Consider the following 24,561-nt stretch of genomic DNA (forward strand, 5'->3'; position numbering starts at 1 on the left):
ATGCGATCAGCCGAAAGTACGGTCTCTGCCTCGTCCCGTCGCCCGATGTCACGGCCCGACAATCCGGCGAGCATCGCAGCATGACGTTGAACTTTGCGCCCAGCCCTCGTGGCATCCGTCGGGCATCTGATCGGGCGGTGCGACACCGTGCATGGCTCGCGGTTACGGGCCTCATCCTGCTCAGCCTCATTCCGGTGATCGCAGGGATGCTCCGGCTCTCTCAACTGACGCTCGGCGCTCCGATCACCCCCGAGAGCGTTCGCTTCGTCGCCTCGCCGGTTCCGGTCATCGCTCATATTCTCGGCGCGACGGTCTACTCCCTGCTCGGCGCCTTCCAGTTCGTGCCCGCGTTGCGGAGCAAGCGGAGCTGGCATCGCGTCGCGGGCTTGGCGCTGATCCCCGCCGGCTTCGTCACGGCGCTCTCGGGTCTATGGATGGCAGTCTTCTACTCGTCCTCGACGGGCGACGGAGGGCTGCTCATGGTGGCCCGGCTCGTGTTCGGTTCCGCCATGGTCGCGAGTCTCGTCGTCGGCGTCTGCGCCCTCATGCGTCGCGACTTCGCCGCACACGGCCCTTGGATGACGCGCGCTTACGCCATCGGCGTCGCCGCCGGGACTCAAGCGCTCATCCTCGGCGCTTGGATCATCTTCATCGGGCCGCTCGACGGCCTCACCAACGCGCTGCTTCACGGCGCAGCGTGGGTGATCAACGCTAGCGCGGCGGAGTTCCTCGTGGTTCGCCGAGCGCGTCGTCCCCTCGCGTGAGCCCCGGCACGCTGATGCGCTCCTATCATGAGCACGTGACGGGTCTCCTGCGCCTTGCGTGGAACGCGCCAGGCGCAGCACCGAGACCGCCTCGGCGGGTGTGGCGCGACTGGGCGGTGCTGCTGCTGGTCGTGGCGGCCGCAGCGCTCGAGGCGGCATTCCGCAGCGACCTCGCTCACCCGCTCACGGCAGCGCTCCTGGCGCTCGCCGCGGCGCCGACCCTGCTGTGGCGACGGACGCGCCCGCTTCTCATGCTGGTGATCAGCTTCTCGGTCATGGCTTCCGCGATGCTGCTGCTCGACGGCGCCGTCCTCTACACCAGCGTGTTCGCCATCCTCAACCTATACGCGTTGGTCAGGTGGGGCAGTGGCCGGGCCCTGATCATCGGCGCAGGCATCATTCTCGGCAATCTCGTCGCTTCCGCCCTCATCGAAAGGTCTCTCGGAGATCTCGTGGGAGAGATCGCGTTCACGGTGATCGTCGTTTCCCTGGGTCTTGCCGTCCGGTTCAGAGCGAGCATCCGGCGGCGAGAGCTCGACCGCGTGAAGGCGCTGGAGCGCGAGATGCTCGCCCGAGATCTGCACGACACCGTTGCCCACCACGTGTCGGCGATCGCGATCCGTGCCCAGGCGGGTTTGGCGACCGCCGCGCTGAATCCCGACGCCGCGACCGACGCCCTCCTGGTGATCGAAGCGGAGGCCTCGAAGACCCTCGCCGAGATGCGCGGAATCGTCGGGGTCCTGCGCCAGGGCACGGAACCCGAACTCGCACCAGGCCGCACGCTCATCGACATCGCGGACCTTGCGAGCGCTGATCACGCTGCGCCACGCGTCGATGTGCAGGTCACGGGCGCGCTTGACAGCATCCCGCCCACTGTCGCCGCGGCTGTGTATCGTCTGGCACAGGAGTCGGTCACCAATGCGCGACGCCACTCGCGGAACGCCACGCTCATCGACGTCAGGGTCGAGGCCGACTCGGGAGGCGTGAGGCTCACCGTGGCGAATGACGGTGACGTGGCGCCCGCGGCCGCGCCCGGCTACGGCATCATAGGGATGATTGAACGCGCCTCACTGCTCGGAGGCACTTGCCATTCCGGTCGTGCGCCGGGTGGGGGGTGGGTCGTCACGGCGGTGCTTCCTCGTGTTGGATGGGCCACATGAGCATCCGCGTCCTCATCGCCGACGACCAAGAGCTCGTGCGCACCGGACTCCGGATGATCCTCGACGCCCAGCCCGATATCGAGGTGGTCGGGGAGGCGGTCGACGGGCTTCAAGCGGTGGCCCTCGCCCGCAGTCTGCGTCCCGACGTATGCCTGTTCGATATTCGGATGCCGGGCCAGGACGGCATCGAGGCCACTCGCGCCGTCGCGGGGTCGGGCGTCGAGCACCCGATGAACGTGGTGATCATCACCACCTTCGATCTCGACGAGTACGTATACGCGGCACTGCGGGCGGGCGCCAAGGGCTTCCTGCTGAAGGACGCCGGCTCGGCCCTGCTCGCTCAGGCCGTGCGTGCCGCGGCCAGCGGTGACGCTCTCATCGCCCCCAACATCACCGTGCGCCTGATCGAGGCCTTCGCCGGAACCGCTCCCGACCGACCGCTGCAGCAGCCAGCCGAGCCCCTCACGGATCGCGAGGAGCAGGTGCTCGCGAACGTCGCACAGGGGCTCAGCAACACTGAGATCGCCGCCAAGATGTACATCACCCTCAGCACCGTGAAGACGCACCTGACGAGCGTGATGAACAAGCTCGGGGCGCGCAACCGGGTCGAGGTCGCCATCTGGGCGCATCAGACGAAGCGCGTACCGGCGCGATCTTGACCGCGCGAGAACGGCACCCGCCTCCAGAACCCGGCTCGGAGCGGCCGCAGAACGACTCACGTTAACCTGGGGGATAGCCTTGCTCAGGCGAATCTGGCGCCGTCGTCAGCAGCGATGGCGCCGGTTCCAGATCGCCCGCCGAGCATCAGTCGGCGACCTCTGACTCCAACGCCACCCACGGAGACCCCATGACAGACAGCAACCTGGCCATCATCGTTCTCGCCGCGGGGCAGGGCACACGCATGAAGTCCGCGCGGCCGAAGGTGCTGCATCAGATCGCCGGCGTGCCGCTGCTCGGGCACGTGCTCGCGACGGCGTGGGCGCTCGAGCCGGCGCACGTGCTGGCGGTCGTGCGTCACGAGCGTGACGCGGTCGCCGGGGCCATCGAAGAGCTCGCGCCGGGAACGACCATCGTCGACCAGGACGAGCTGCCGGGCACCGGGCGCGCTGTCGAGCAGGCTGTCGAGGCGCTCCCCGCCGACTTCGACGGCGATGTCGTGGTCGTCAGCGGTGATGTGCCCCTGCTCGACGCTGAGACGCTCACCGAGCTCATCCGCACGCACCGCGAGGCATCGGCATCCGCCACCGTGCTGTCGGCGATCCTCGACGACGCGACGGGCTATGGCCGCGTCATCCGCGGCGATGACGGCGCCCTCGATCGCATCGTTGAGCAGAAGGATGCCGCGGCCGACGAGCTCGTCGTGACCGAGGTCAACTCCGGCACCTACGTCTTCGGCTGCGGGGCGCTGCGCCGCGTGCTGCCCGGCATCGGCACTGACAACGCGCAGGGCGAGAAGTACCTCACCGACGCCATCGGACTGCTGCGTCGCGAGGGTGGCGCGGTCGCCGCCGTTCCCGTGGCCGAGCCATGGATCGTGGGGGGCGTCAACGACCGCGTGCAACTCGGCGAGGCGGCGCTGCGGCTGAACCAGCTCATCGTGCGCGGATGGCAGCGCGCGGGTGTCACGGTGCACGACCCCGCCACCACGTGGATCGATCTCAAGTCGCGCCTGGCGGAAGACGTCGAGCTGTTGCCGGGCACGCAGATCAAGGGCGCGACGGTCGTCGAGCGCGGCGCTCAGATCGGCCCTGACACAACGCTCGTCGACTGCGAAGTGGGCGCGGATGCCGTCATCAAGCGCACCGACGCGACGCTCGCCGTCATCGGCGCCGGCGCGTCGGTCGGCCCGTTCGCCTATCTGCGACCGGGCACCGAACTCGGGGAGCACGGGAAGATCGGCACCTTCGTCGAGACGAAGAACTCGAAGATCGGCGTCGGCAGCAAGATTCCGCACCTGAGCTACGTGGGCGATACCGAAGTCGGCGTGCAGTCGAACCTCGGCGCGGGCACGATCACCGCGAACTATAACGGCGTCGAGAAGCAGCGCACCGTCGTCGGTTCGCACGTGCGCACGGGGTCGCACAACGTGTTCGTCGCCCCCGTTAGAATCGGTGACGGAGCGTATACGGGAGCGGGAACCGTGGTGCGAAAAGACGTCGCGCCAGGGGAGCTTGCGATCAACGTTGCTCCGCAACGGAACATGGCCGGCTGGGTCGAGGCCAACCGGGCGGGCACCGCGGCTGCCGCAGCCGCGGCTGCGGCGCGGTCTGACGACAGCTAGCTGCAACGCCGGAGGCGCACCGGCAGAAAGCGGGATACGTGTCCGGCATCAAGGTCAGCGGAGAGAAGCGGCTGGTTCTGGTCAGCGGCCGAGCCCACCCCGAGCTCGCTGAAGACATCGCCCGCGAATTGGGCTCCGAACTGGTTCCTACCGACACCCGCACCTTCGCCAATGGCGAGATCTACGCTCGCTTCGATGAGAGCGTGCGAGGCTGCGACGCCTTTGTCATCCAGTCGCACAGCTCGCCGATCAACGAGTGGCTCATGGAGCAGCTCATCATGGTCGACGCCCTCAAGCGCGCCTCGGCGAAGCGCATCACCGTGGTCGCCCCCAGCTACCCCTATTCGAGGCAGGACAAGAAGGGTCGCGGCCGTGAGCCGATCTCGGCCCGCCTCGTCGCCGACCTCTTCAAGGCCGCCGGCGCCGACCGCATCATGAGCGTCGACCTGCACGCCGCGCAGATCCAGGGCTTCTTCGACGGCCCGGTCGATCACCTCTTCGCCATGCCGGTGCTGCTCGATCACTTCAAGAAGAAGCTCGACCCTGAAACGCTGACCGTCGTATCGCCCGACATGGGGCGCGTGCGCGTGGCCGATATGTGGAGCGACAAGCTCGGCGCGCCGCTCGCCATCATCCACAAGCGCCGCGACCCGATGGTGGCGAACCAGGTGTCGGTGCACGAGATCGTGGGCGACGTCTCGGGGCGCGTCTGCTTGCTCGTCGACGACATGATCGACACGGGCCGCACCATCGTCAAGGCGGCCGAGGCGTTGAAGAAGAATGGCGCGCTCGGCGTCGTGGTGGCATGCACCCACGCCATCTTCAGCGACCCCGCCAGCGAGATCCTGCAGAGCGACTTCATCGACGAGGTCGTCGTCACCGACACGCTGCCGTTGCCCGAGCACAAGCGCTGGGATCGCCTCACCGTGCTCTCGATCGCCCCGCTCATCGCTCGCGCCATCCGCGAGGTGTTCGAGGACGGCTCGGTCACCTCGCTCTTCGACGGCGCGGCCTGAGGCCGGAGTCCGGCTCGCGAGCGCCGGACCCGCCCGGACCCTCAAGATCACGTAACCGTCGACTGACGTAGCGCTCGAACTGAGCGGATGTCGGTGCCCACCGTCGGCATCCCGGCATCCCGGCATCCCGGCATCCCCGCCTGCCAGCAGCCGCTCAGTCGTAGCGCCGCGTCTGCTTGGCCGTATCGGCATCCAATGCGCAGACGACGAAGGGGCCCCGCGAAGGGCCCCTCGGTCGATCGTCGCGGTGCGGCTCAATGAGAGTCGGTCTCCTCGACCTCGCTCCGGTCACCCGACCACAGCGTGTGGAAGGTGCCGTCGCGGTCGACGCGCTTGTAGGTGTGAGCGCCGAAGAAGTCGCGCTGCCCCTGCACGAGGGCCGCGGGCAGCCGTTCGGCGCGCAACCCGTCGTAGTAGGCGAGCGACGACGAGAAGGCGGGCGTCGGCACGCCGGCAGCAACCGCGTGGATGACGACGCGCCGCCAGGCTTCCTGCGTGCGAGACACCGCATCGGCGAAGTACGGCGCCGCGACGAGCACCTCGAGGTCGGGATGCTCGGCATACGATTCGGCGATCCGGTTCAGGAACTGCGCGCGGATGATGCAGCCCGCGCGCCAGATCTTCGCGATGTCGCCCTTCTTGATGTCCCAGCCGTATTCGTCGGCACCGGCGATGATCGCGTCGAAGCCCTGCGAGTAGGCGATGATCTTCGAGGCGTACAGCGCCTGACGCACGTCTTCGATGAAGGCGTCGCGGTCGGAGCTCGAGACCGCCGGCGGCGCGCTCGGGCCGGGCAGGTCGGATGCCGCGGCGCGCTGCCGGGGGTGGGCCGAGAGGCTGCGGGCGAACACTGCTTCCGCGATGCCGGAGACCGGCACACCGAGGTCGAGCGAGGTCTGCACCGTCCAGACTCCCGTGCCCTTCGACCCCGCCTGGTCGAGCACGATGTCGATGAAGGGCTTGCCGGTCGCGGCGTCGACCTGACGCAGCACCTCGGCGGTGATCTCGATGAGGTAGCTCTCGAGTTCGCCCTTGTTCCACTCCTCGAAGACGCCGCCGATCTCTGCAGGAGTCATTCCCGCCGCCTTGCGGAGGAGGTCATACGCCTCGGCGATGAGTTGCATGTCGGCGTACTCGATGCCGTTGTGGATCATCTTGACGAAGTGTCCGGCGCCGTCGGTGCCCACGTGGGTCACGCACGGCTCGCCCTCGGCGACAGCGGCGATCGACTTGAGGATCGGCCCGAGGGTGTGCCACGCCTCCTCGGAGCCTCCCGGCATGATCGAGGGCCCGTTCAGGGCGCCCTCTTCTCCGCCCGAGATCCCCGCGCCCACGAAGTTGATGCCGGTCTCGCGCACGGCCTTCTCACGTCGGATGGTGTCGGTGAACAGGGCGTTGCCGCCGTCGACGATGATGTCGCCGGGCTCGAAGACCTCGACCAGCTGGTCGATCACGGCATCCGTCGCCTTGCCCGCCTTGACCATGATGATCGCGGTTCTCGGCGTCGAGAGCGACTGCGCGAACTCCTCGATGGTCTTTGCTGCGATGAAGCCGGCTTCCGGGTGGGCCTCGACGACCTCCTCGGTGCGCGACCAGGTGCGGTTGTAGACGGCGACCTTGTTGCCTTCGCGGCTCGCGAGGTTGCGGGCGAGGTTCGACCCCATGACGGCCAGGCCGACAACGCCGATGTTCGCCTTGGCTTCGGAGGCAGTTGACACGTGGGCTCCTTGAAAGAGGGTGGAAGTGGGGGATGACCGCTCTCCAGGCTACTGGTTCGCGTCGCATCGAGACGGTGCCGCGACAGGTCAGGAGGCCGTCGGTGGAGGTCTCAAGGGGTCGCCCCGATGTAGGCGTACGCACTGCTCTTGAGGACACGCTAAAGTCTGATATTTGAGTTGTTCACCTCGCATACATCAGACGTATTGTCGCGTGTGAGTCGAGAAATCCGGAGAGACGAATGGTCGATCAGTCCACATCGGAGCCGCTGGCGCTCGTGGTCATGGGCGTGCAGGGCAGTGGCAAGTCGACGATCGGTCGTCTGCTGGCGGAGCGGCTCGGTGCGGCCTTCATCGACGGAGACGATCTGCACACTCCGGCTGCCAAGGCGAAGATGGCGTCCGGCGCGCCCCTCGACGACGACGACCGCCGGCCGTGGCTGCAGCTGATTGCGGCCAAGATGGCCGAGTCCGTCGAGGCGGGCGCTCCTATCGTCGTCGCATGCTCGGCCCTGAAACGCAGCTATCGCGACCTCATGCGCGAGCGCGTGCCCTCTCTGGGCTTCGCGCACCTCGACGGTGATAAGCACCTCATCGCGCAGCGCCTGACGCAGCGCGATCACGAGTACATGCCTCCCACCTTGCTCGACTCGCAGTTCCAGACGCTCGAGCCGCTCGGCGACGACGAGAGCGGAACGACCATCTCGCTGGTGCGCAGCCCCGACGAGATCGTCGACGCACTCGCCGAATCCTTCGGCGGCCGCTGACGCCGAACCCGCTCGCACCGCGTTCGGGAGCACCGCTGCGCGCGCCAGAAGCCGACCAGCAGCACCGGACGACACCGAGCCCACTGACCACATCCGACACCCGACCACCTGAACAACCTGCACACGAAGGACGACGATGACCGATCTGGAGATGAACTGGGTGCTCGAAGCGCCCGCGCTATTGGGGATCGCCGCAGCTGGCATAGCGCTCCTGCTGCTGATGATCATGAAGTTCAAGATCCACGCGTTCTTGGCGCTCATCATCGTGAGCCTGCTCACGGCGGTTGCAACCGGCATCCCTGTGACGAGCATCGTCTCGACCCTCACAGGCGGTTTCGGCGGCACGCTCGGTTCAGTGGCGCTACTGGTCGGTCTCGGCGCGATGCTCGGACGGATGCTGGAGACCAGCGGCGGCGCGCAAGTGCTCACCGACGCGCTGATCGCCCGCTTCGGTGAGAAGCGTGCGCCTCTGGCGCTCTCGATCGCCTCGCTCATGTTCGGGTTCCCGATCTTCTTCGACGCGGGTCTCGTCGTCATGCTGCCGATCATCTTCTCGGTGGCGCGCCGCTTGGGCGGATCGTTCCTCGGCTATGCGTTCCCCGCCGCCGTCGCCTTCTCGGTGATGCACATCTTCGTGCCGCCGCACCCCGGGCCCGTCGCCGCCACCGGACTGCTCGGTGCGGATGTCGGCCTGGTGCTCGTGCTCGGCCTCCTGGTCGCGCTGCCCTCGTGGTACTTCGTCGGTCACCTCTTCGGCCGCTGGGTCGGACGTCGCTACCAGATTCCGGTGCCCTCGCTGCTACGCGGCTCGAACGGTGACTTCGCCGAGTTCGCCTCGAAGCCCTCACTCGGTACCGTCGTGTTCCTGCTGCTCCTTCCGCTCGGGCTCATCTTCCTCAACACCGGACTGAACATGCTCGCGACCGCGGGAGTGGTCTCTCTCGAAGACACCTGGGTGCAGGTGCTCCGGCTGATCGGCGAGACCCCGGTCGCGCTGCTCATCACCGTCGTCTTCAGCATGTGGCTGCTGGGCTGGAAGAAGCGCAAGGGCTCGCGTCTCATCGAGACGGTCGTCGACAGCGCCCTGGGTCCCGTGTGCTCGATCATCCTCATCACCGGTGCCGGTGGCATGTACGGTGGCGTCCTCCGGGCGAGCGGCATCGGCGGAGCGATCGCCGACTCGCTCGACGCCGTGGGTCTGCCCGTCATCGTCGCCGGGTTCGTGATCGCCGCGGTGGTGCGCGTCGCCCAGGGGTCAGCGACCGTCGCGCTGACCACTGCCGCAGCCCTCGTGCAGCCGGTGGTCATGGGCAACCCCGACTTCAACGCCGTGGAGCTCGCCGCCATCGTGCTCTCACTCGCCGCCGGCTCGGTGTTCGCGGGGCACGTGAACGACTCGGGATTCTGGCTCGTCAGCCGCTTCTTCGAGATGGACACCAAGACCACTCTGAAGACGTGGACCGTCGGCCAGGCGTTGATCGGCGTCATCGGCTTCGTGCTGTCGTTCGCCATCTACCTGATCGCCTCGACCTTCTAAGGAGCGCGACATGAGCACTTCGCTGTTCGATATCAGCGGCCGCGTGGCGCTGGTCACTGGATCCAGCCGCGGGATCGGCCGTGCGATCGCCGAGGGACTCCTGGATGCCGGAGCAGTCGTCGTGCTCAACGGCCTCGACCCGCAGCGGCTCCTCGACACCCACCGCGAACTCGTCGGCCGCTACGGCGCCGAACGGGTCCACGCGCGGGCGTTCGACGTGACCGACGGGGCGTCCACGGCTGAAGCTGTCGATTGGGTCGAGCGCGAGGTGGGCCCGCTCGACATCCTGGTCAACAACGCCGGCATCCAGCACAGGGTGCCGCTGCTCGAGCTCGAGCAGGCCGACTGGGAACGCGTCGTGAGCACGAACCTCACGAGCGCGTTCCTCGTCGGCCGCGAGGCGGCCCGACACATGATCGCCCGCAGGCGCGGCAAGATCGTCAACATCGCGTCGGTGCAGGCCGACCTGGCACGGCCGACCATCGCCCCGTACACCGCGTCGAAGGGCGGCATCCGCAACCTCACTCGTGCCATGACCGCGGAGTGGGCGCAGCACGGGCTGCAGATCAACGCGATCGCACCCGGCTACATCCACACCGAGATGACCCAGAAGCTGGTCGATGACCCGCAGTTCAACGAGTGGATCCTCGGCCGCACCCCGGCGCATCGCTGGGGGACGACGGCAGACATCGTGGGTCCGCTCCTGTGGCTCGCGAGCGACGCTGCCGGATTCGTCAATGGCCAGGTCGTCTTCGTCGACGGCGGTATGACCGTCGTCGTCTGACGGAGAGCACTCAAGCCGGCCACCGGAGCACTCAAGCGGCCACGCGCGGCCATCGCGCTCGGCGATCGAGACCAAGGAACGACCATGACTACCACCCCCACCACCCCATCGGTCCCCGCCGAGACGCTCGCGGTCGTCGCGCACGCAGCGGGCGATCTTCGTGTCGACTCCGTCCCGGTCGCGGAACCCGCGGCCCACGAGGCGCTGGTCCAGATCGCCTATGGCGGGGTCTGCGGGTCGGATCTGCACTACTGGCAGCACGGCGCCGCGGGCGAGTCGATCCTCAAAGCACCGATGGTGCTCGGCCATGAGGTGGTGGGCACGGTCGTGAGGGCCGCCGCAGACGGCAGCGGCCCCGCATCCGGAACCGCGGTCGCAGTGCACCCGGCCACCCCGGACCCCGGCGACGGCGCACGCTACCCGCACGACCGGCCCAACCTCTCGCCGGGCTGCACCTACCTGGGCTCCGCGGCGCGGTTCCCGCACACCGAGGGTGCGTTCCTGAAGGTTGCCGCACTGCCGGCACGGATGCTTCGCCCCCTTCCGGCGCAGTTGTCGCTGCGCGCGGCGGCGCTCGTCGAACCGGCTTCGGTCGCATGGCACGCCGTGTCGCGAGCGGGCGACCTGGCGGGGAAGCGAGTGCTCGTGATCGGGTCGGGGCCGATCGGATCACTCATCGTCGCAGTGGCGAAACGCGCGGGGGCGGCTGAGATCGTGGCCACCGATGTGCAGGAACTGCCTCGCCGCATCGCCGAGCAGGTCGGCGCCACGCGAACGATCGATGCCGCCGACCAAGCGGGGATCGACGCGGTCGAGGCCGATGTGGTGTTCGAGTCGTCGGGCAACCGGTTCGGGCTCGCCTCGGCCTTCCGCGGCGCGATGCGCGGCGGGCGCGTGGTGATGGTCGGACTGCTGCCCTCGGGAGAGCAGCCGGCGCTCATCTCGCTCGCGATCACGCGGGAGCTCGAGCTGCTCGGCTCGTTCCGGTTCAACGATGAGATCGACGACGTGATCACGGCGCTCGCCGACGGCTCGCTGTACGTGGAGCCGATCGTCACGCACGAGTTCCCAGCCGAGCGCGCGCTCGAAGCGTTCGAGGTGGCGCGCGACGCGTCGCGGTCGGGGAAAGTGCTCCTGGCCTTCTGAGCCGTTCCTGCGGTGCTCGCCGGCAGGGGAGCGGCTGGGGCCGCGGCGACTGGAAGCGGCGGCTAGAAGTACAGGCGAGGCGTCGCGCTCCACACCGACTCGACCTCGGCGATCGTGCGGCGCATGATCAAGTCCATCGCCTCGCGGGCCCGCATCGGGTGTCCGCCCTGAATCGCATCGGCGACATCGACGTGCAACTGGAGCGCGTCCTCGTGAGGGTGCGTGGGCATGAGCCCGAGTTCCGTGCGGCCCGTCAGCACTGCGCCGATCGCCTCGTCGAGCTTCGCGAACATCTCGTTGCCCGAGGCTCGCAGCACGAGACGGTGGTAATGGATGTCGAGCTCGAGGAACGCGTCGAGATCGCCCGCGCGGCCGATCGACCGCATCCGTGCGGCGACGGCCATGAGCTCCGCTGAGATGTCCTGCGGGGCGACACTCGCGGCCAACTCGGCCGCCATGGGTTCTATCGCCGAGCGCAGTTCGGTGAGCGACCGCAGCTGCGCGCCCTGGCCCGAGCCGGCGAGCCTCCACCCGATCAACTGCGGATCGAACACGTTCCACTCAGCCATGGGCAGCACTCGCACGCCCACGCGCTTGACCGACTCCACGAGCCCGATCGACTGCAGCACCCGGATCGCTTCGCGCACGACAGAACGGCTCACCCCGAGCTCCCGCTCGAGCGACTCGGCCCTCATGACCGTGCCTGCGGCGAGCTCTCCCTCCGCGATGCGGCGCCCGAGGCTGTCGACTACGCGGTTGTGGAGGCTCGAGGGCATAGCGGCCAGGATATCGGCGCCCACGCCGATGGCAGGCGCTCCAGGCATCCGGTAGACTCGCGGACGACCTCGGCGAGGGATGCTGTCGGCATCCGTGATCGACGCGGTGAGTGGGCACGAGTCTTCCTCACGCTGTCTTGCGTTCGAGTTGAACAAGCACCGGGCCCCGTCGGGCCCATCATCAGGGCAGTGCGCCCCAACAAGGAGTCAAAGAGAAATGTCTGACGACAACAAGCTCGCAGCGAGCGTTCGCAACTCGTTCGGCAAGGGCGCGGCGCGCAAGATCCGCGCCGCCGGCCGGATCCCCGCGGTCATCTACGGCCACGGCACCGAGCCGCAGCACGTCGAGCTCCCCGGTCACCAGACCATGCTCGCGGTGCGCAAGGCGAACGCCGTGCTCGAGCTCGACATCGAGGGCAAGTCGCAGCTCACGCTCGTCAAGGACGTGCAGCGCGACCCGGTGCGCCAGATCATCGAGCACGTCGACCTCATCGTCGTCAAGAAGGGTGAGCGGGTTCACGTCGAGGTGCCCGTGCACATCCAGGGTGAGTCGTTCAGCGGCACCATCCACGTCACCGAGGTCGCCACGATCCGCCTCGAGGCCGAGGCCACGCACATCCCCGAGAACGTCGTGGTGAACATTCAGGGCGCGGAGGAGGGCACTCAGTTCCTCGCAAAGGACGTCGAGCTGCCCCAGGGTGCCACCCTCATCGACGACCCTGAGCTGCTGCTCGTGCACGTCATGGTTCCCGCTGCGCCTGCAGAAGAGACCGCCGAAGCGGCCGAGGCGCCGGCAGCGGCCGCTCCTGCCGCAGAGGCCTCGGAGTAATCCGCCTCTTCGCAACGCTCTCCGAGCGCCTCTCGAAGCGCTCCGAGCGCATGCGCATGACTGACGAATCGCCATGGCTGATAGCCGGGCTCGGCAACCCCGGGCCCGGCTACGCCGGCAATCGCCACAACGTCGGCCACATGGTCGCCGCCGAACTCGCCTCGCGGGTCGGCGGCGCCTTCCGGTCGCACAAGGCCAACGCGATGGTGGTGGAGGGGCGCGCCGTTCCGGGCGGCCCGAAGCTGATCGTGGCCACCCCGAACACCTTCATGAACGTGTCGGGAACCCCCGTCGCCTCGCTGCTGCGCTTCTTCAAGCTGGCGCCCGAGCGGCTCATCGTCATCCATGACGACCTCGATCTGCCGTTCGACACCGTGCGCCTCAAGCACGGCGGCGGCCACGGCGGGCAGAACGGCTTGCGCGACATCATTCGCGCCGTCGGAACGCCGGAGTTCACACGAGTGCGAGTGGGCATCGGTCGCCCTCCGGGCCGCCAGGCGCCCGCCGACTATGTGCTGAGCGACTTCTCGAGCGTCGAACGGCGCACGCTTCCCAATGTGATCGCAGATGCGGCGGATGCCGTCGAGCACATCACTGCTCGCGGACTCCTCGACGCGCAGCAACGGTTCCACGCGCCCCGCGAGTGACCGCCGGGTTTCGCCCGGGCTCCGTCGTCGCGGCCGTACTCCCCGGCATCCGTTCAAGCGGGCCGACCTAGAATCGACCGGTGATGCTCGAACGGATGATTCCGGCCCTTTCGCATGCCCAGACGTTCGAATCAGCCCTCGGGAGGGCTGAGCGCGATGCTGACTTCTCGCTCGTCGACGGGCTGCGAGCGCCTCTCATCGCGGGCCTGATGCAGCGGCGCGCCGGCAAGGCGCTGCTCGTCATCACGGCGACCAGCAGAGAGGCCGAATCGCTCGCGCGCGGGCTCAACTCCTACCTGCCCGCGGCGACGGTCGTCGAGTTCCCCGCGTGGGAGACGCTGCCCCACGAGAGGCTGAGCCCGAGCGCCGAGACCGTCGGGCTCCGCATCGCCGCGCTGCGCGCCCTCAAGCGGTGGGAAGGCGTGAACGCCGGCACGGGTGAGAGCGACCGGCACCCGTTCGTGCTCGTTGCGTCTGTGCGCGCCGCGCTGCAGCCGCTCGCCCCCGACCTCGCCGCGCTCGAGCCGGTGGAGCTCGCCGCCGGCGGCCGCGGCCACGATCTCACCGCAATCGCCGAGCGCTTGGTCGACCTCGCCTACAGCCGGGTCGACATGGTGACGCGCCGAGGCGAGTTCGCGGTGCGCGGCGGCATTCTCGACGTCTTCGCCCCGACGGCATCGCATCCGGTGCGAATCGACTTCTTCGGCGACGAGGTGGAGCAGATCCGCGAGTTCTCGGTCGCCGACCAACGATCCGCAGCCGAGCCGATCGAGCGAGTCGAGCTGCAGCCGAGCCGTGAACTGCTGCTGACGGGTGCCGTGAAGCAGCGCGCCCGCGAGATGCAGCACGAGTTCCCCAGCATCAGCCAGCTCTTGGCGAAGATCAGCGAGGGCATCCCCGTCGAAGGCATGGAGTCACTTGCGCCCGCGCTCATCGAGAAGCTCGTGCCGATCACCGAGTACCTCCCGGGCGACGCCGCGGTCGCGGTGGTCAGCCCCGAGCGAGTCGCCACGCGCGCTCAGCACCTCGCCGAGACGAACCGCGAGTTCCTCATGGCCGCCTGGGATGCCGCGACCGCCGGCGCAGAGGCTCCGATCGACCTCGCACGAGAACTGCGGTCAGGGCTCGACAGCGGCGACTTCCTGTCGCTCCGCGAGCTGCGCGAGAAGGCAGGGAAGCGCTCGTGGTGGACCTTCAGCGCCTTCGACACGGGGGAGGCCCTCAGCGACGAGGAAGCGGTCGAATCCGCCGGCGACTATGTGCGCGTCGAGGCCACGGCGGTGCCGAGCTTCGCCGGCAACATCGAGGGAGCGGTCGCGCATGTGACCGAGCGCCTGCGCGAAGGATGGAGCATCGCGGTCGCCGCCGAGGGAGTCGGCCTCGTCGAGCGCGCGGCCGATGTGCTCGCCGAGCACGAGCTCGCCGGGCGCATCGTCGACGAGTTCCCAGACGAACCTGAGCCTGGCGTCGCCTACCTCGTTCGTGCCGCGGTCGAGGCGGGTTTCGAGCTGCACGACACTCGACTCGCCGTACTGAGCGAGGCCGAGTTCTACGGCAGGACCGCCGGCTACTCGGGCCGGCAGGTGAAGAAGCTCGCAAGCCGCCGGAAGAACGTCGTCGATCCGCTGCAACTGCGCGCGGGCGACTACGTGGTGCACCAGACGCACGGCATCGGAAAGTTCATCGAACTCACGCAACGCGAGGTCTCGAGCGGCGGCCGGAACGCGGTGAAGTCGACGCGCGAGTACCTCGTGCTCGAGTACGCTCCGTCGAAGCGCGGCCACGCCGGCGACCGGCTGTTCGTGCCGATGGACCAGCTCGACCTGCTCACCCGGTACGTCGGCGGCGAGTCGCCGAGCCTGTCGAAGATGGGTGGCAGCGACTGGTCGGCGGCGAAGAGCAAGGCCCGCAAGGCCGTGCGCGACATCGCGGTGGAGCTCGTGAAGCTCTATTCCGCTCGCATGGCGTCGAAGGGCCACGCCTTCTCGCCCGATACCCCGTGGCAGCGTGAACTGGAAGAGGCGTTCCCCTTCGCCGAGACTCCAGACCAGCTGCAGACCATCGACGAGGTCAAGGCCGACATGGAGCGCTCCGTGCCCATGGACCGACTCCTCTCCGGAGACGTCGGCTACGGCAAGACCGAGGTCGCCGTGCGCGCCGCGTTCAAAGCCATCCAGGACGGCAAGCAGGTGGCGATGGTCGTGCCGACGACACTGCTCGTGAAGCAGCACCTCGAGACGTTCACCGAGCGCTTCGCGGGCTTTCCGGTGCACCTGCGTCCTCTCAGCCGGTTCCAGACCGACAAGGAGGCGAAGGAGACCATCGAGGGGCTCGCCGACGGCTCGGTCGACATGGTCATCGGCACGCATCGCGTCATCAGCGAGGGGGTGCGGTTCAAGGACATCGGGCTCGTCATCATCGATGAGGAGCAGCGCTTCGGCGTCGAGCACAAAGACGCGCTCAAGAAGCTCAAGACCAATGTCGACGTGCTCGCGATGAGTGCGACGCCGATTCCGCGCACGCTCGAGATGGCGGTCACCGGCATCCGCGAGATGTCGACGCTCGCCACACCGCCGGAAGACCGGCATCCGATCCTCACCTTCGTCGGTCCGCGCTCCGACAAGCAGATCGCCGCCGCCATCCGGCGCGAGCTGCTGCGCGAGGGTCAGATCTTCTTCGTGCACAACCGGGTGTCGAGCATCAACCGGGTCGCGGCCGAGATCGCGGAGCTCGTGCCGGAGGCGCGCATCGCAGTCGCGCACGGCAAGCTCAGCGAGTCCCAGCTCGAGCGAGTGATCGACGACTTCTGGGAACGCCGCTTCGATGTGCTCGTCACGACCACGATCGTCGAGACGGGTCTCGATATCGCGAACGCGAACACGCTGATCATCGACCGCGCCGACAAGTACGGGCTGAGTCAGCTGCACCAGCTCCGGGGACGCGTGGGCCGCGGACGCGAGCGCGCCTACGCCTACTTCCTCTACGACGCCGACAAGCCGCTCAGCGAGACGGCGCACGAGCGGCTCTCGACCATCGCGTCGAACAACGAGCTCGGCGCGGGCATGCAGATCGCGATGAAGGACCTCGAGATCCGCGGCGCGGGCAACCTGCTCGGCGGCGAGCAGTCGGGGCACATCGCGGGCGTCGGCTTCGACCTCTACCTGCGCATGATCGGCGAGGCCGTGAGCACCTTCCGCGGTGATGTCGCCGAAGGTCAGACCGAGCTGCGGCTCGAGCTGCCCGTCGAGGCGCACATCCCCGAGGAGTACATCGAGAGCGAGCGGCTGCGTCTCGAGGCGTATCAGAAGCTCGCAACGGCGGCTGCGCCGGCATCCGCTCCCGACGCCATCGACCGAGTCATCGAAGAGCTCGACGATCGCTATGGCGTTCTCCCCGAACCCGTGCAGCGGCTCATCTCGCTCTCCCGTCTGCGCAGGCACGCGCAGCAGGCCGGTCTCGGCGAGGTCGTCGTCATGGGCCAGAACCTCCGCATCGCGCCGGCCGACCTGCCAGACTCCCTGCAGGTGCGGCTGCAGCGCATGTATCCCGGCGCGAAGCACTTCGCCCAGGCGAGGGCCATCAGCATCCCGCTGCCGAAGGCCGGCGGCGCGGTGCTCGCCGACGGTGCCCTGGTCGAGTGGACCGCGAGTCTGCTCGAGGCGATCTTCCCGGTTGAGCGGGCGGATGCCGAGAAGAAGGAAGAGGTGTCATGACACAAGACCGGGTGACACCGCTCGACAGCCTCTTGCTGCAGTTCCCTCGCATGCTCGACCCAGAGGGCGGCTGCGTATGGAACCGGCAGCAGACCCATCGCTCACTCGTGCCCTACCTGATCGAGGAGGTGTACGAGCTCGTCGAGGCGATCGAGACGGGCGACCGCGACGGCATGCTCGAGGAGCTGGGTGATGTGCTGTACCAGCTCGTGTTCCACGCAGAGCTCGCGGCGTCCGAGCCGGGGGAGGGCTTCGACCTGCAAGACGTGGCGCGAGCGGTGACAGACAAGATGGTGCGCCGGCATCCGCATGTGTTCGCCGATGTGTCGGCGCCCACGGTCGAACGGGTGCTCGAGGTCTGGAACGAGGCCAAGTCGGCCGAGAAGCGCGAGCGCCGCAGCGTGCTCGAGGGAGTGCCGCGGGCGCTTCCTGCCCTGGCGCTCGCCGACAAGCTCTTGGGCCGGGCCGCGCGAGTGGGCATCGACCCGGTGCGCTCGCCGTCAGAGCGGCTCGGAACGGATGCCGCGGCACCGACCGCCGAAGCCGAGCTCGGCGACGCGCTGCTCGCCCTCGTCGCGACCGCCCGTGAGCGCGGTCTCGACGCCGAGCAGGTGCTGCGCGATCGCTTGCGCGAGCTCGAGGCGGAGATCGCCGGCGCCGAGTCGCCCACGACCTGAAGGCCGGCGCCTGAACAGTCGACGCCTGAGCAGCCTGTCGTGCGGTCGGCTCCGGGTTCAGGATGAACCGGGAGTCACCCGCCCGGTCAGGGTCCGGGCGGGTGACGTGCAAGCGTGTCGCCGCAACCCGAATGCCAGGCGACACGGCCGGTGAACCGGCGCGGCATGTCCCGTGGATTACCCGATCCGACAGGTGCCGTGAGCGATCGGCGCATGTCCGATCGAGGGAAGACTATCTGGCTGCGGCAGCGATTGGGGCCAATGTTGCGGACGCCACGCCGGTGAGCGCTCCACGGTCGCGCCCGATCCCCGCCCGCTAGGGCGGAATTCGGTCGGCGCTCTTACGGTGCGAGAATACGAGCCGTGGCAACTCAGGTGAACCCTCCCCGCGGCATGCGCGACTTCCTGCCGGCCGACAAGGCCCGTCGCGAACGCGTGCTGGCCGTCATCCGCGCGGTATTCCGCTCGCACGGCTTCGATGAGATCGAGACGCCCGTGGTCGAAGACAGCGAGCGCCTGCATTCGGGTCTCGGAGGCGACAACGAGAAGCTCGCGTTCGGCGTCATGCGCCGCGCCCTCACCACCGATGACCTCCGGGCGGCCGGCGACCCGCTCGAATTGATCGACCTCGGTCTGCGGTTCGACCTCACGGTTCCGCTCGCGCGCTTCTACGCCAGCCACCGGGCAGAGCTGCCGCCGGTGTTCCGCGCGATTCAGATCGCCCCGGTGTGGCGCGCTGAACGCCCGCAGAAGGGCCGCTTCCGCCAGTTCATGCAGTGCGACATCGACATCATCGGCGAGGCAGGCCCGCTCGCCGAGATCGAGTTGCTCTCCGCCGCGGCCGACGCGCTCGACGCGCTCGGGCTCGCGGGATGCTCGTTCCGCGTCAACGATCGCCGCATCCTCGCCGGCATGCTCAACCACTGGGGCGTTCCGGCCGAGCAGCACGAGCGCGCGCTCATCACGATCGACAAGCTCGACAAGATCGGGCCCGAGGGCGTCGCTGCCGAACTCGCGGAGTCGGGAATCGGCGCCGACGGACTGGCAGACGCGCTCACGGCGTCAGGCTGGCAGCTGCTCGACGATCCGCCCGCCTGGCTCGACCGCGACGCGTACGCCGAACTGCTGGCGCTTCGCGACGCGGTGCCCGGCGCCGACATGGTGTTCGATCCCACGCTGGTACGCGGCATGGGGTACTACACGGGCACGATCTACGAGATCGCCCATCCCGCGCTCGGCTACTCGCTCGGCGGCGGCGGCCGCTACGACGGCATGATCGGGCGCTTCCTCGGTTCAGAGGTGCCTGCGGCGGGAATCTCGCTGGGATTCGAGCGCCTGGTCGACCTCGTCGAGCTCGAGGAGGGCGCGCACCAGGCGTCGGTGGCGCTCCTGCACGACGCGGATGCCGCGGCATCCGACCTGGTCGCGCTCAAGCGCGAGCTGCTGCAGTCGGGCCGCGCTCAGCGAGTGCGAGTGGAGCGCCGCCCCAAGAACACGAAGGCGACCCTCGACCGGCTCACGGCGGAGGGCTTCACGCACTTCGCGTTCGTGCGCGCCGACTCGACGCTCGACACGCTCGAGCTGCGGAGCCTGGGCTAGCCGTCGACGCCCTCGGCCGCACGTAGCGCTCGAAGGGCGACGGCTCGACGCGCGCACCCTCGGTAGGATGATCGGCGGACGCGCCACCCGTCTGCCTGAGCCCGAAAGCATCCCGCACGCATTCTGAAGGAGACCATCCCGTGTCGTTGATCGAGGCCGTAGACGCCCGCGAGATCCTTGACTCCCGCGGCAACCCGACCGTCGAGGTCGATGTGCTGCTCAGTGACGGCACCGTCGGCCGTGCCGCCGTGCCGTCGGGCGCCTCCACCGGCGCCTTCGAGGCCTATGAACTGCGAGACGGCGATTCCGAGCGCTACCTCGGCAAGGGCGTGCGGAAGGCCGTCGACGCGGTGCTCGACCAGCTCGGTCCGGCGATCGAGGGCTTCGAAGCCAGCGAGCAGCGGCTGATCGACCAGGCTCTCATCGAGGCCGATGGCAGCGACAACAAGAAGAATGTCGGCGCCAACGCCATCTTGGGCGTCTCGCTCGCCGTGGCGAAGGCCGCCGCTGACAGCGCCGATCTGCCGCTCTTCCGTTACCTCGGCGGGCCCAACGCGCACGTGCTGCCCGTGCCGCAGCTCAACGTCATCAACGGTGGCGCGCACGCCGACACGAACGTCGACATCCAGGAGTTCTTCCTCGTGCCGCTGGGCGCTGAGACGTTCAGCGAATCGCTTCGCTGGGGGGTCGAGACCTACCACGCGCTCAAGGCCGGGCTGAAGTCGAAGGGCTTGACGACCGGGCTCGGCGACGAGGGCGGCTTCGCCCCGGACCTTCCGAGCAACCGCGCCGCGCTCGATCTGCTCATGGAGGCGATCGATACGGCGGGCTTCCGGGCCGGCACCGACATCGCCGTGGGCCTCGACGTCGCCTCGACCGAGTTCTTCCACGACGGCGTCTATCGCTTCGAGGGCAAGGACCTCAGCGCCGCCGACCTCATCGGCTACTACGGACAGTTGCTCGACGACTACCCCCTCGTGACGATCGAGGACCCGCTCGCCGAAGACGACTGGGAAGGCTACGAGCAGCTCACGCGAGAGCTCGGCCGGGCCGTGCAGCTCGTCGGCGACGACCTCTTCGTCACGAACCCCAAGCGTCTCGCGCAAGGCATCGAGCGTCACGTCGCGAACTCGATCCTCGTGAAGGTGAATCAGATCGGTACCCTCACCGAGACGCTGGATGCGGTCGCGCTCGCGCAGCGCAGCGGCTACACCGCCGTGCTGTCGCACCGCTCGGGTGAGACCGAAGACACCACCATCGCCGACCTCGCCGTCGCCACCAATGCCGGCCAGATCAAGACTGGCGCCCCCGCTCGCTCGGAGCGTGTGGCGAAGTACAACCAGCTGCTGCGCATCGAGGAGGAACTGGCGGATGCCGCGGTATTCGCGGGTCGCAGCGCCTTCCCTCGATTCCGCGCTTAGCCTCGACGTATGTCGCGTCGCCCCACCTCCAGACGGTTCTCCGTCTCAGTGCCAGGCGCCGACACGCCGGCGGGAGCGTGGCTGCGCGGCATCCGGCTGCCGGGCTTCGCCGTCAGCATGCTGTTCCTGCTGGTCGCCGCGATCATCGTGCTCGCGCCGAGCCTGCGGCTGCTCATCGAGCAGCAGCAGGATCTCGCGGCGCTGCGTGAAGCGGTCGCGAAGCAGCAGGCAGAGGTCGAGCACCTGGAGGAAGAGCTCGCCCGCTGGGACGACCCGGCATACCTCGAGGCGCAGGCGCGTTCGCGGCTGTACTACGTGTATCCGGGCGAGATCAGCTACCTGGTGATCGATGACGGCCAGACGCCGGTGACCGCCGACGGGCTTCCGATCAGCGACGAGATCCAGACCACCGAGGTCGATTGGCTGCGCATGCTGACCACGTCGATCTTCACCGCAGCCACGACCATCGCCCCGCCGGCCGAGCTCGCCCCGCCGACGCAAGGAGCACCATGACGACCCCGCCGTTCGACCCGCCGACGCCCGACGACATCCGCATCGTGTCGCATCAGCTCGGCAGGCCTACTCGAGACGTGATCGGCATTCCGGCGCGCTGCGCCTGCGGTGCGCCGACCGTCGTCGCGACGAAGCCGCGGCTGAGCGACGGCACGCCCTTCCCGACGCTCTACTACATGAGCCACCCAGCGGCGACGGCTTCGATGTCGCGGCTCGAAGCGAGCGGCATGATGCCCGAACTCACGGCCATGCTCACCGGAGAACTCGGCGAAGCGTATCGACGCGCGCATGAGCAGTACCTCGCCGATCGCGAGTCGATCGAGGTCGTCGAGGAGCTCGACGGCGTGTCAGCGGGCGGAATGCCCGACCGCGTGAAGTGCCTGCACGCCCTCGCCGCGCACTCGCTCGCCGCAGGTCCGGGCGTCAACCCCATCGGCGACCTCGCCCTCGAGCGCGCCGATTGGAGCCCGGCGGTCTGCGAGTGCGTCCCCTACGAGGACTGAGCGGCGTGGAGCGACTCGGCCGAGCCAACAGCACTGCATGGCGTGCACGGCGCCGGATGCCGTCAGGTCGGCCTGGCATGCGCGCCGGCACTCGACGGGTCGCCGCCGCGCTCGTGGCCGCCGCTGCATCCGTCGTGCTGATCGCGCCGCCCGCGCACGCCGATCAGGTGCGAGAGATGGAGTACTGGCTCCATGAGTACGGCATCACGCAGGCCTGGAACACCACGCGCGGCGCGGGTGTCACCATCGCCGTGATCGACTCCGGCATCGACAGTTCGCACCCCGACCTCGCCGGTGCTGTCGTCGGCGGTGCCGACTTCTCAGGGTTCGGCGCGCCCGACGGGCAACGCCCGGTCGGCTCCGGCGGAGGACGCGCTCACGCCACGATGGTGGCCTCGCTGGCGGCAGGTCGGGGCTCGGCCCCGGGCGTCGGGGTGATCGGGGTCGCGCCTCAGGCATCGCTGCTGTCCATCTCTGTGGGCTTCGGAGAAGGCACCCGCAATTCCGACGACCAGATCGCGGATGCCGTGCGCTGGGCCGCCGACAACGGCGCTGATGTCATCAACATGTCGCTCACGCGCAACACGCTCGACTGGCCCACCAGTTGGGACGACGCCTTCCTCTACGCGATGGAGCGTGACGTGGTCATCGTCGCGGCCGCCGGCAATAGGGGCTCCGGCACGGTCGAGGTTGGCGCGCCGGCCACCATGCCGGGAGTGCTGACCGTTGCAGGCCTGAGCCGCTCGGGCACGGCCAGCTTCGATGCGTCTTCGCAGGGCATCACCATCGGCGTGGCGGCCCCTGCGGAAGATCTCGTGGGCGCAGCGCCGGACGGCTCGCACGTCACGTGGCAGGGTTCCAGTGGCGCGACTCCCATCGTCGCCGGGGTCGTCGCGCTGGTCATGGCGGCGCATCCCGAGTTGAGCGCGGGAGCGGTCATCGACCGCATCACTCAGACCGCGAGGGATGCCGGCGCCCCCGGGCCCGATCCGCTCTACGGCAACGGGATCCTCGACGCGGCAGCGGCGGTTCGCGGCACGGTCGAGTCGAGCGGCGTCGAACCCGCTGAGCAGCTGCGCGAGTGGATCCGGCTGCACCGGCGGGCGCCCGTTGAGGAGGAGCCTGCGACCACGCCGCAGCCGGTCGTGCCCGCGCCCGAGGTCGAACCCGCGCCGGTGCCGCAGGCGCGGGGCCCGGTGGGTGAACTGCTCCCGACCGTGAACGAGCTGCGGCTCGTCGGCATCCCACTGCTCGTGCTCGGCGGATTCTCGGCCGCGGCCATCGCGCTGGGAGTGGGTGCAGCCCGGCACGTCAGGAGGCAACGCGCAGGGGAGTAAGCTATTGGGGTCCATTGCGTGAGGAGACGTTGTCAGCGTGCCTAGAATCCTGATCGTCGGCGGAGGTTACGCCGGCTTCTACACCGCGTTCAAGCTCGAGAAGCTGTTGCGTGACGGTGAAGCCGAAGTGGTCATGGTCGATCCCCGGCCATACATGACCTACCAGCCGTTCCTCCCCGAGGTCGCCGCCGGTTCCATCGAGCCCCGACACGCTGTCGTCTCGCAGCGCCGCCACCTCAAGAAGACGCAGGTCATCACGGCCAAGGTCACGAACGTCGACCACGCCACGAAGACCGCGACGATCGAGCCCGAGCACGAGCCGGCCTATGAGCTGCAGTACGACGTCGTTGTCGTCACCGCCGGCGCCGTCTCTCGCACGTTCCCGATCCCCGGTGTCGCCGACGAGGCGATCGGCCTGAAGAACATCGAAGAGGCCGTCGCGATCCGCGACCGCGTGCTCACGAACTTCGACAAGGCCGCACAGCTGCCGCCCGGACCGGAGCGCGACCGCCTGCTCACCTTCGTCGTCGTCGGCGGCGGGTTCGCGGGCATCGAGATCTTCGCCGAGCTGCGCTCGTTCGCGAGCTCCTTGCTCAACCGCTACCCCGAGCTCAACTTCTCCGACACCCACTTCCACCTCATCGAGGCGATGGGCCGCATCATGCCCGAGGTGTCGCTCGAGACGAGCAAGTGGGTCATCAAGAACCTCGACCAGCGCGGCGCGACCATCCACCTCGACACGCAGCTCTCCTCGGCTGTCGGCGGCCGGTGCGAGCTCTCGACCGGCCAGGTCATCGAGACCGACCTCATCGTGTGGACCGCGGGTGTCATGGCGAACCCGCAGATCACGCGGAACACCACCCTCCCTGTGGAGGAGCGCGGCCGCATCCAGACCCGCGCCGACCTTCGCGTGGGCACCAAGGACGAGATCGTTCCGGATGCCTGGGCAGCCGGTGACGTGTCGGCAGTGCCCGACCTGAGCGGCGGTGGCGTCGGCGGCTTCTGCGTGCCGAACGCCCAGCACGCGGTGCGCCAGGGCAAGCTGCTCGCGCGCAACATCGTGGCGGTGCTGCGCGGCGAGGAGCCGCGGGACTACTTCCACAAGAACATGGGCGCCGTCGCCGGACTCGGCATCGGTCACGGAGTCTTCCAGTCCGGCAAGCTGGCCATCAAGGGCTGGATCGCCTGGCTCATGCACCGCGGATACCACGGTCTCGCGATTCCCATGTGGGAGCGCAAGCTGCGGGTGTTCTCGGGCTGGTGGAACAACTTCTGGCTCGGCCGCGACAACGTGTCGCTCGAAGCGGTGCAGCAGCCGCGGGCCGCGTTCGAAGAGTTCGCCTCGCGCCCCAAGGTGTGAACCCGCGCGCCTGAGC

General features: G+C 68.6%; 21 protein-coding genes. 19 read left to right on the top strand and 2 right to left on the bottom strand.

The genetic code is table 11. The annotated features are described in order from the left end of the window. The first annotated feature begins 80 nt into the window (after positions 1-80). From ABV606_RS09380 to ABV606_RS09400, 5 genes are all read left to right on the top strand, one after another. Entirely contained in the window at positions 81-764 is a 684-nt protein-coding gene (locus tag ABV606_RS09380) for a DUF2306 domain-containing protein (protein WP_353987493.1), read from the top strand. Between the two features lie 35 nt (positions 765-799). Next, positions 800-1,924, top strand: coding sequence for a sensor histidine kinase (locus ABV606_RS09385; protein WP_353987494.1), 1,125 nt, complete (start codon positions 800-802; stop codon positions 1,922-1,924). Further along, a complete protein-coding gene (locus ABV606_RS09390) occupies positions 1,921-2,583 on the top strand; it encodes a response regulator transcription factor (protein WP_353987495.1) in 663 nt (220 codons plus the stop codon). The genes ABV606_RS09385 and ABV606_RS09390 overlap by 4 nt, the downstream gene beginning before the upstream one ends. Positions 2,584-2,771: 188 nt before the next feature. Beyond that, the gene (gene glmU, locus ABV606_RS09395) at positions 2,772-4,205 is read left to right on the top strand and encodes a bifunctional UDP-N-acetylglucosamine diphosphorylase/glucosamine-1-phosphate N-acetyltransferase GlmU (protein ID WP_353987496.1); all 1,434 of its coding nucleotides are present in this window, start codon (positions 2,772-2,774) and stop codon (positions 4,203-4,205) included. Between the two features lie 38 nt (positions 4,206-4,243). Then, positions 4,244-5,221: a ribose-phosphate diphosphokinase gene (locus tag ABV606_RS09400; RefSeq protein WP_281489321.1), complete on the top strand. Its 978-nt coding sequence runs from the start codon at positions 4,244-4,246 to the stop codon at positions 5,219-5,221. 254 nt (positions 5,222-5,475) lie between these two features. Here the strand turns inward: ABV606_RS09400 and gndA are convergent, their stop codons facing one another. After that, positions 5,476-6,939: an NADP-dependent phosphogluconate dehydrogenase gene (gndA, locus tag ABV606_RS09405; protein WP_353987497.1), complete on the bottom strand. Its 1,464-nt coding sequence runs from the start codon at positions 6,937-6,939 to the stop codon at positions 5,476-5,478. Positions 6,940-7,178: 239 nt separating this feature from the next. Between gndA and ABV606_RS09410 the strand changes: the two genes are divergently transcribed. The 4 genes from ABV606_RS09410 to ABV606_RS09425 all read left to right on the top strand — a co-directional run bounded on the left by ABV606_RS09410 (position 7,179) and on the right by ABV606_RS09425 (position 11,170). Next, positions 7,179-7,703, top strand: coding sequence for a gluconokinase (locus ABV606_RS09410; RefSeq protein WP_353987498.1), 525 nt, complete (start codon positions 7,179-7,181; stop codon positions 7,701-7,703). 136 nt (positions 7,704-7,839) lie between these two features. Next, entirely contained in the window at positions 7,840-9,240 is a 1,401-nt protein-coding gene (locus ABV606_RS09415) for a GntP family permease (RefSeq protein ID WP_353987499.1), read from the top strand. A gap of 10 nt (positions 9,241-9,250) precedes the next feature. Next, entirely contained in the window at positions 9,251-10,024 is a 774-nt protein-coding gene (locus ABV606_RS09420) for a glucose 1-dehydrogenase (RefSeq protein ID WP_353987500.1), read from the top strand. A gap of 84 nt (positions 10,025-10,108) precedes the next feature. Beyond that, positions 10,109-11,170 carry an L-idonate 5-dehydrogenase gene (locus ABV606_RS09425; RefSeq protein ID WP_353987501.1) on the top strand — a complete coding sequence of 354 codons (1,062 nt, stop codon included), beginning with the start codon at positions 10,109-10,111 and terminating at the stop codon, positions 11,168-11,170. Between the two features lie 62 nt (positions 11,171-11,232). Here the strand turns inward: ABV606_RS09425 and ABV606_RS09430 are convergent, their stop codons facing one another. Continuing rightward, positions 11,233-11,946 carry a FadR/GntR family transcriptional regulator gene (locus ABV606_RS09430; RefSeq protein ID WP_281489315.1) on the bottom strand — a complete coding sequence of 238 codons (714 nt, stop codon included), beginning with the start codon at positions 11,944-11,946 and terminating at the stop codon, positions 11,233-11,235. Positions 11,947-12,163: 217 nt separating this feature from the next. On the opposite strand from ABV606_RS09430, the gene ABV606_RS09435 reads away from it, so the two are divergent. From ABV606_RS09435 to ABV606_RS09480, 10 genes are all read left to right on the top strand, one after another. Beyond that, a complete protein-coding gene (locus tag ABV606_RS09435; protein WP_353987502.1) occupies positions 12,164-12,775 on the top strand; it encodes a 50S ribosomal protein L25/general stress protein Ctc in 612 nt (203 codons plus the stop codon). A 56-nt stretch (positions 12,776-12,831) separates the two neighbouring features. Further along, on the top strand, positions 12,832-13,422 hold the full coding sequence (gene pth / locus ABV606_RS09440) for an aminoacyl-tRNA hydrolase (protein WP_353987503.1): 591 nt from the start codon (positions 12,832-12,834) through the stop codon (positions 13,420-13,422). Positions 13,423-13,502: 80 nt separating this feature from the next. Continuing rightward, positions 13,503-17,135 (top strand): transcription-repair coupling factor, encoded by a 3,633-nt coding sequence (gene mfd, locus ABV606_RS09445; RefSeq protein WP_353987504.1) that lies wholly within the window; start codon positions 13,503-13,505, stop codon positions 17,133-17,135. Continuing rightward, positions 17,132-17,812, top strand: a complete 681-nt coding sequence (locus ABV606_RS09450; RefSeq protein ID WP_353987505.1) for a MazG family protein — start codon at positions 17,132-17,134, stop codon at positions 17,810-17,812. The genes mfd and ABV606_RS09450 overlap by 4 nt, the downstream gene beginning before the upstream one ends. 363 nt (positions 17,813-18,175) lie before the next feature. After that, a complete protein-coding gene (gene hisS, locus ABV606_RS09455) occupies positions 18,176-19,411 on the top strand; it encodes a histidine--tRNA ligase (RefSeq protein ID WP_353987506.1) in 1,236 nt (411 codons plus the stop codon). A 140-nt stretch (positions 19,412-19,551) separates the two neighbouring features. Continuing rightward, positions 19,552-20,832, top strand: coding sequence for a phosphopyruvate hydratase (gene eno, locus ABV606_RS09460; RefSeq protein WP_353987507.1), 1,281 nt, complete (start codon positions 19,552-19,554; stop codon positions 20,830-20,832). 9 nt (positions 20,833-20,841) lie between these two features. Continuing rightward, on the top strand, positions 20,842-21,345 hold the full coding sequence (locus ABV606_RS09465; RefSeq protein ID WP_281489308.1) for an FtsB family cell division protein: 504 nt from the start codon (positions 20,842-20,844) through the stop codon (positions 21,343-21,345). After that, positions 21,342-21,848: a DUF501 domain-containing protein gene (locus ABV606_RS09470; protein WP_353987508.1), complete on the top strand. Its 507-nt coding sequence runs from the start codon at positions 21,342-21,344 to the stop codon at positions 21,846-21,848. Before ABV606_RS09465 ends, ABV606_RS09470 begins: the two co-directional genes overlap by 4 nt. Positions 21,849-21,925: 77 nt before the next feature. Further along, on the top strand, positions 21,926-23,185 hold the full coding sequence (locus tag ABV606_RS09475; RefSeq protein ID WP_353987509.1) for a S8 family peptidase: 1,260 nt from the start codon (positions 21,926-21,928) through the stop codon (positions 23,183-23,185). Positions 23,186-23,222: 37 nt separating this feature from the next. Next, positions 23,223-24,545 (top strand): NAD(P)/FAD-dependent oxidoreductase, encoded by a 1,323-nt coding sequence (locus tag ABV606_RS09480; protein WP_281489305.1) that lies wholly within the window; start codon positions 23,223-23,225, stop codon positions 24,543-24,545. Positions 24,546-24,561: the final 16 nt, after the last annotated feature.

Source organism: Ruicaihuangia caeni (genome assembly GCF_040536845.1).
Taxonomy (GTDB): Bacteria; Actinomycetota; Actinomycetes; order Actinomycetales; family Microbacteriaceae; genus Ruicaihuangia; species Ruicaihuangia caeni.

Coding starts and splice junctions, on each gene's coding strand:
- ABV606_RS09380 (WP_353987493.1), top strand. CDS start 81: ATGACGTTGAACTTTGCGCCCAGCCCTCGTGGCATCCGTCGGGCATCT.
- ABV606_RS09390 (WP_353987495.1), top strand. CDS start 1,921: ATGAGCATCCGCGTCCTCATCGCCGACGACCAAGAGCTCGTGCGCACC.
- glmU (WP_353987496.1), top strand. CDS start 2,772: ATGACAGACAGCAACCTGGCCATCATCGTTCTCGCCGCGGGGCAGGGC.
- ABV606_RS09410 (WP_353987498.1), top strand. CDS start 7,179: ATGGTCGATCAGTCCACATCGGAGCCGCTGGCGCTCGTGGTCATGGGC.
- ABV606_RS09415 (WP_353987499.1), top strand. CDS start 7,840: ATGACCGATCTGGAGATGAACTGGGTGCTCGAAGCGCCCGCGCTATTG.
- ABV606_RS09420 (WP_353987500.1), top strand. CDS start 9,251: ATGAGCACTTCGCTGTTCGATATCAGCGGCCGCGTGGCGCTGGTCACT.
- ABV606_RS09425 (WP_353987501.1), top strand. CDS start 10,109: ATGACTACCACCCCCACCACCCCATCGGTCCCCGCCGAGACGCTCGCG.
- ABV606_RS09430 (WP_281489315.1), bottom strand. CDS start 11,946: ATGCCCTCGAGCCTCCACAACCGCGTAGTCGACAGCCTCGGGCGCCGC.
- ABV606_RS09435 (WP_353987502.1), top strand. CDS start 12,164: ATGTCTGACGACAACAAGCTCGCAGCGAGCGTTCGCAACTCGTTCGGC.
- pth (WP_353987503.1), top strand. CDS start 12,832: ATGACTGACGAATCGCCATGGCTGATAGCCGGGCTCGGCAACCCCGGG.
- ABV606_RS09450 (WP_353987505.1), top strand. CDS start 17,132: ATGACACAAGACCGGGTGACACCGCTCGACAGCCTCTTGCTGCAGTTC.
- ABV606_RS09465 (WP_281489308.1), top strand. CDS start 20,842: ATGTCGCGTCGCCCCACCTCCAGACGGTTCTCCGTCTCAGTGCCAGGC.
- ABV606_RS09470 (WP_353987508.1), top strand. CDS start 21,342: ATGACGACCCCGCCGTTCGACCCGCCGACGCCCGACGACATCCGCATC.
- ABV606_RS09475 (WP_353987509.1), top strand. CDS start 21,926: ATGCGCGCCGGCACTCGACGGGTCGCCGCCGCGCTCGTGGCCGCCGCT.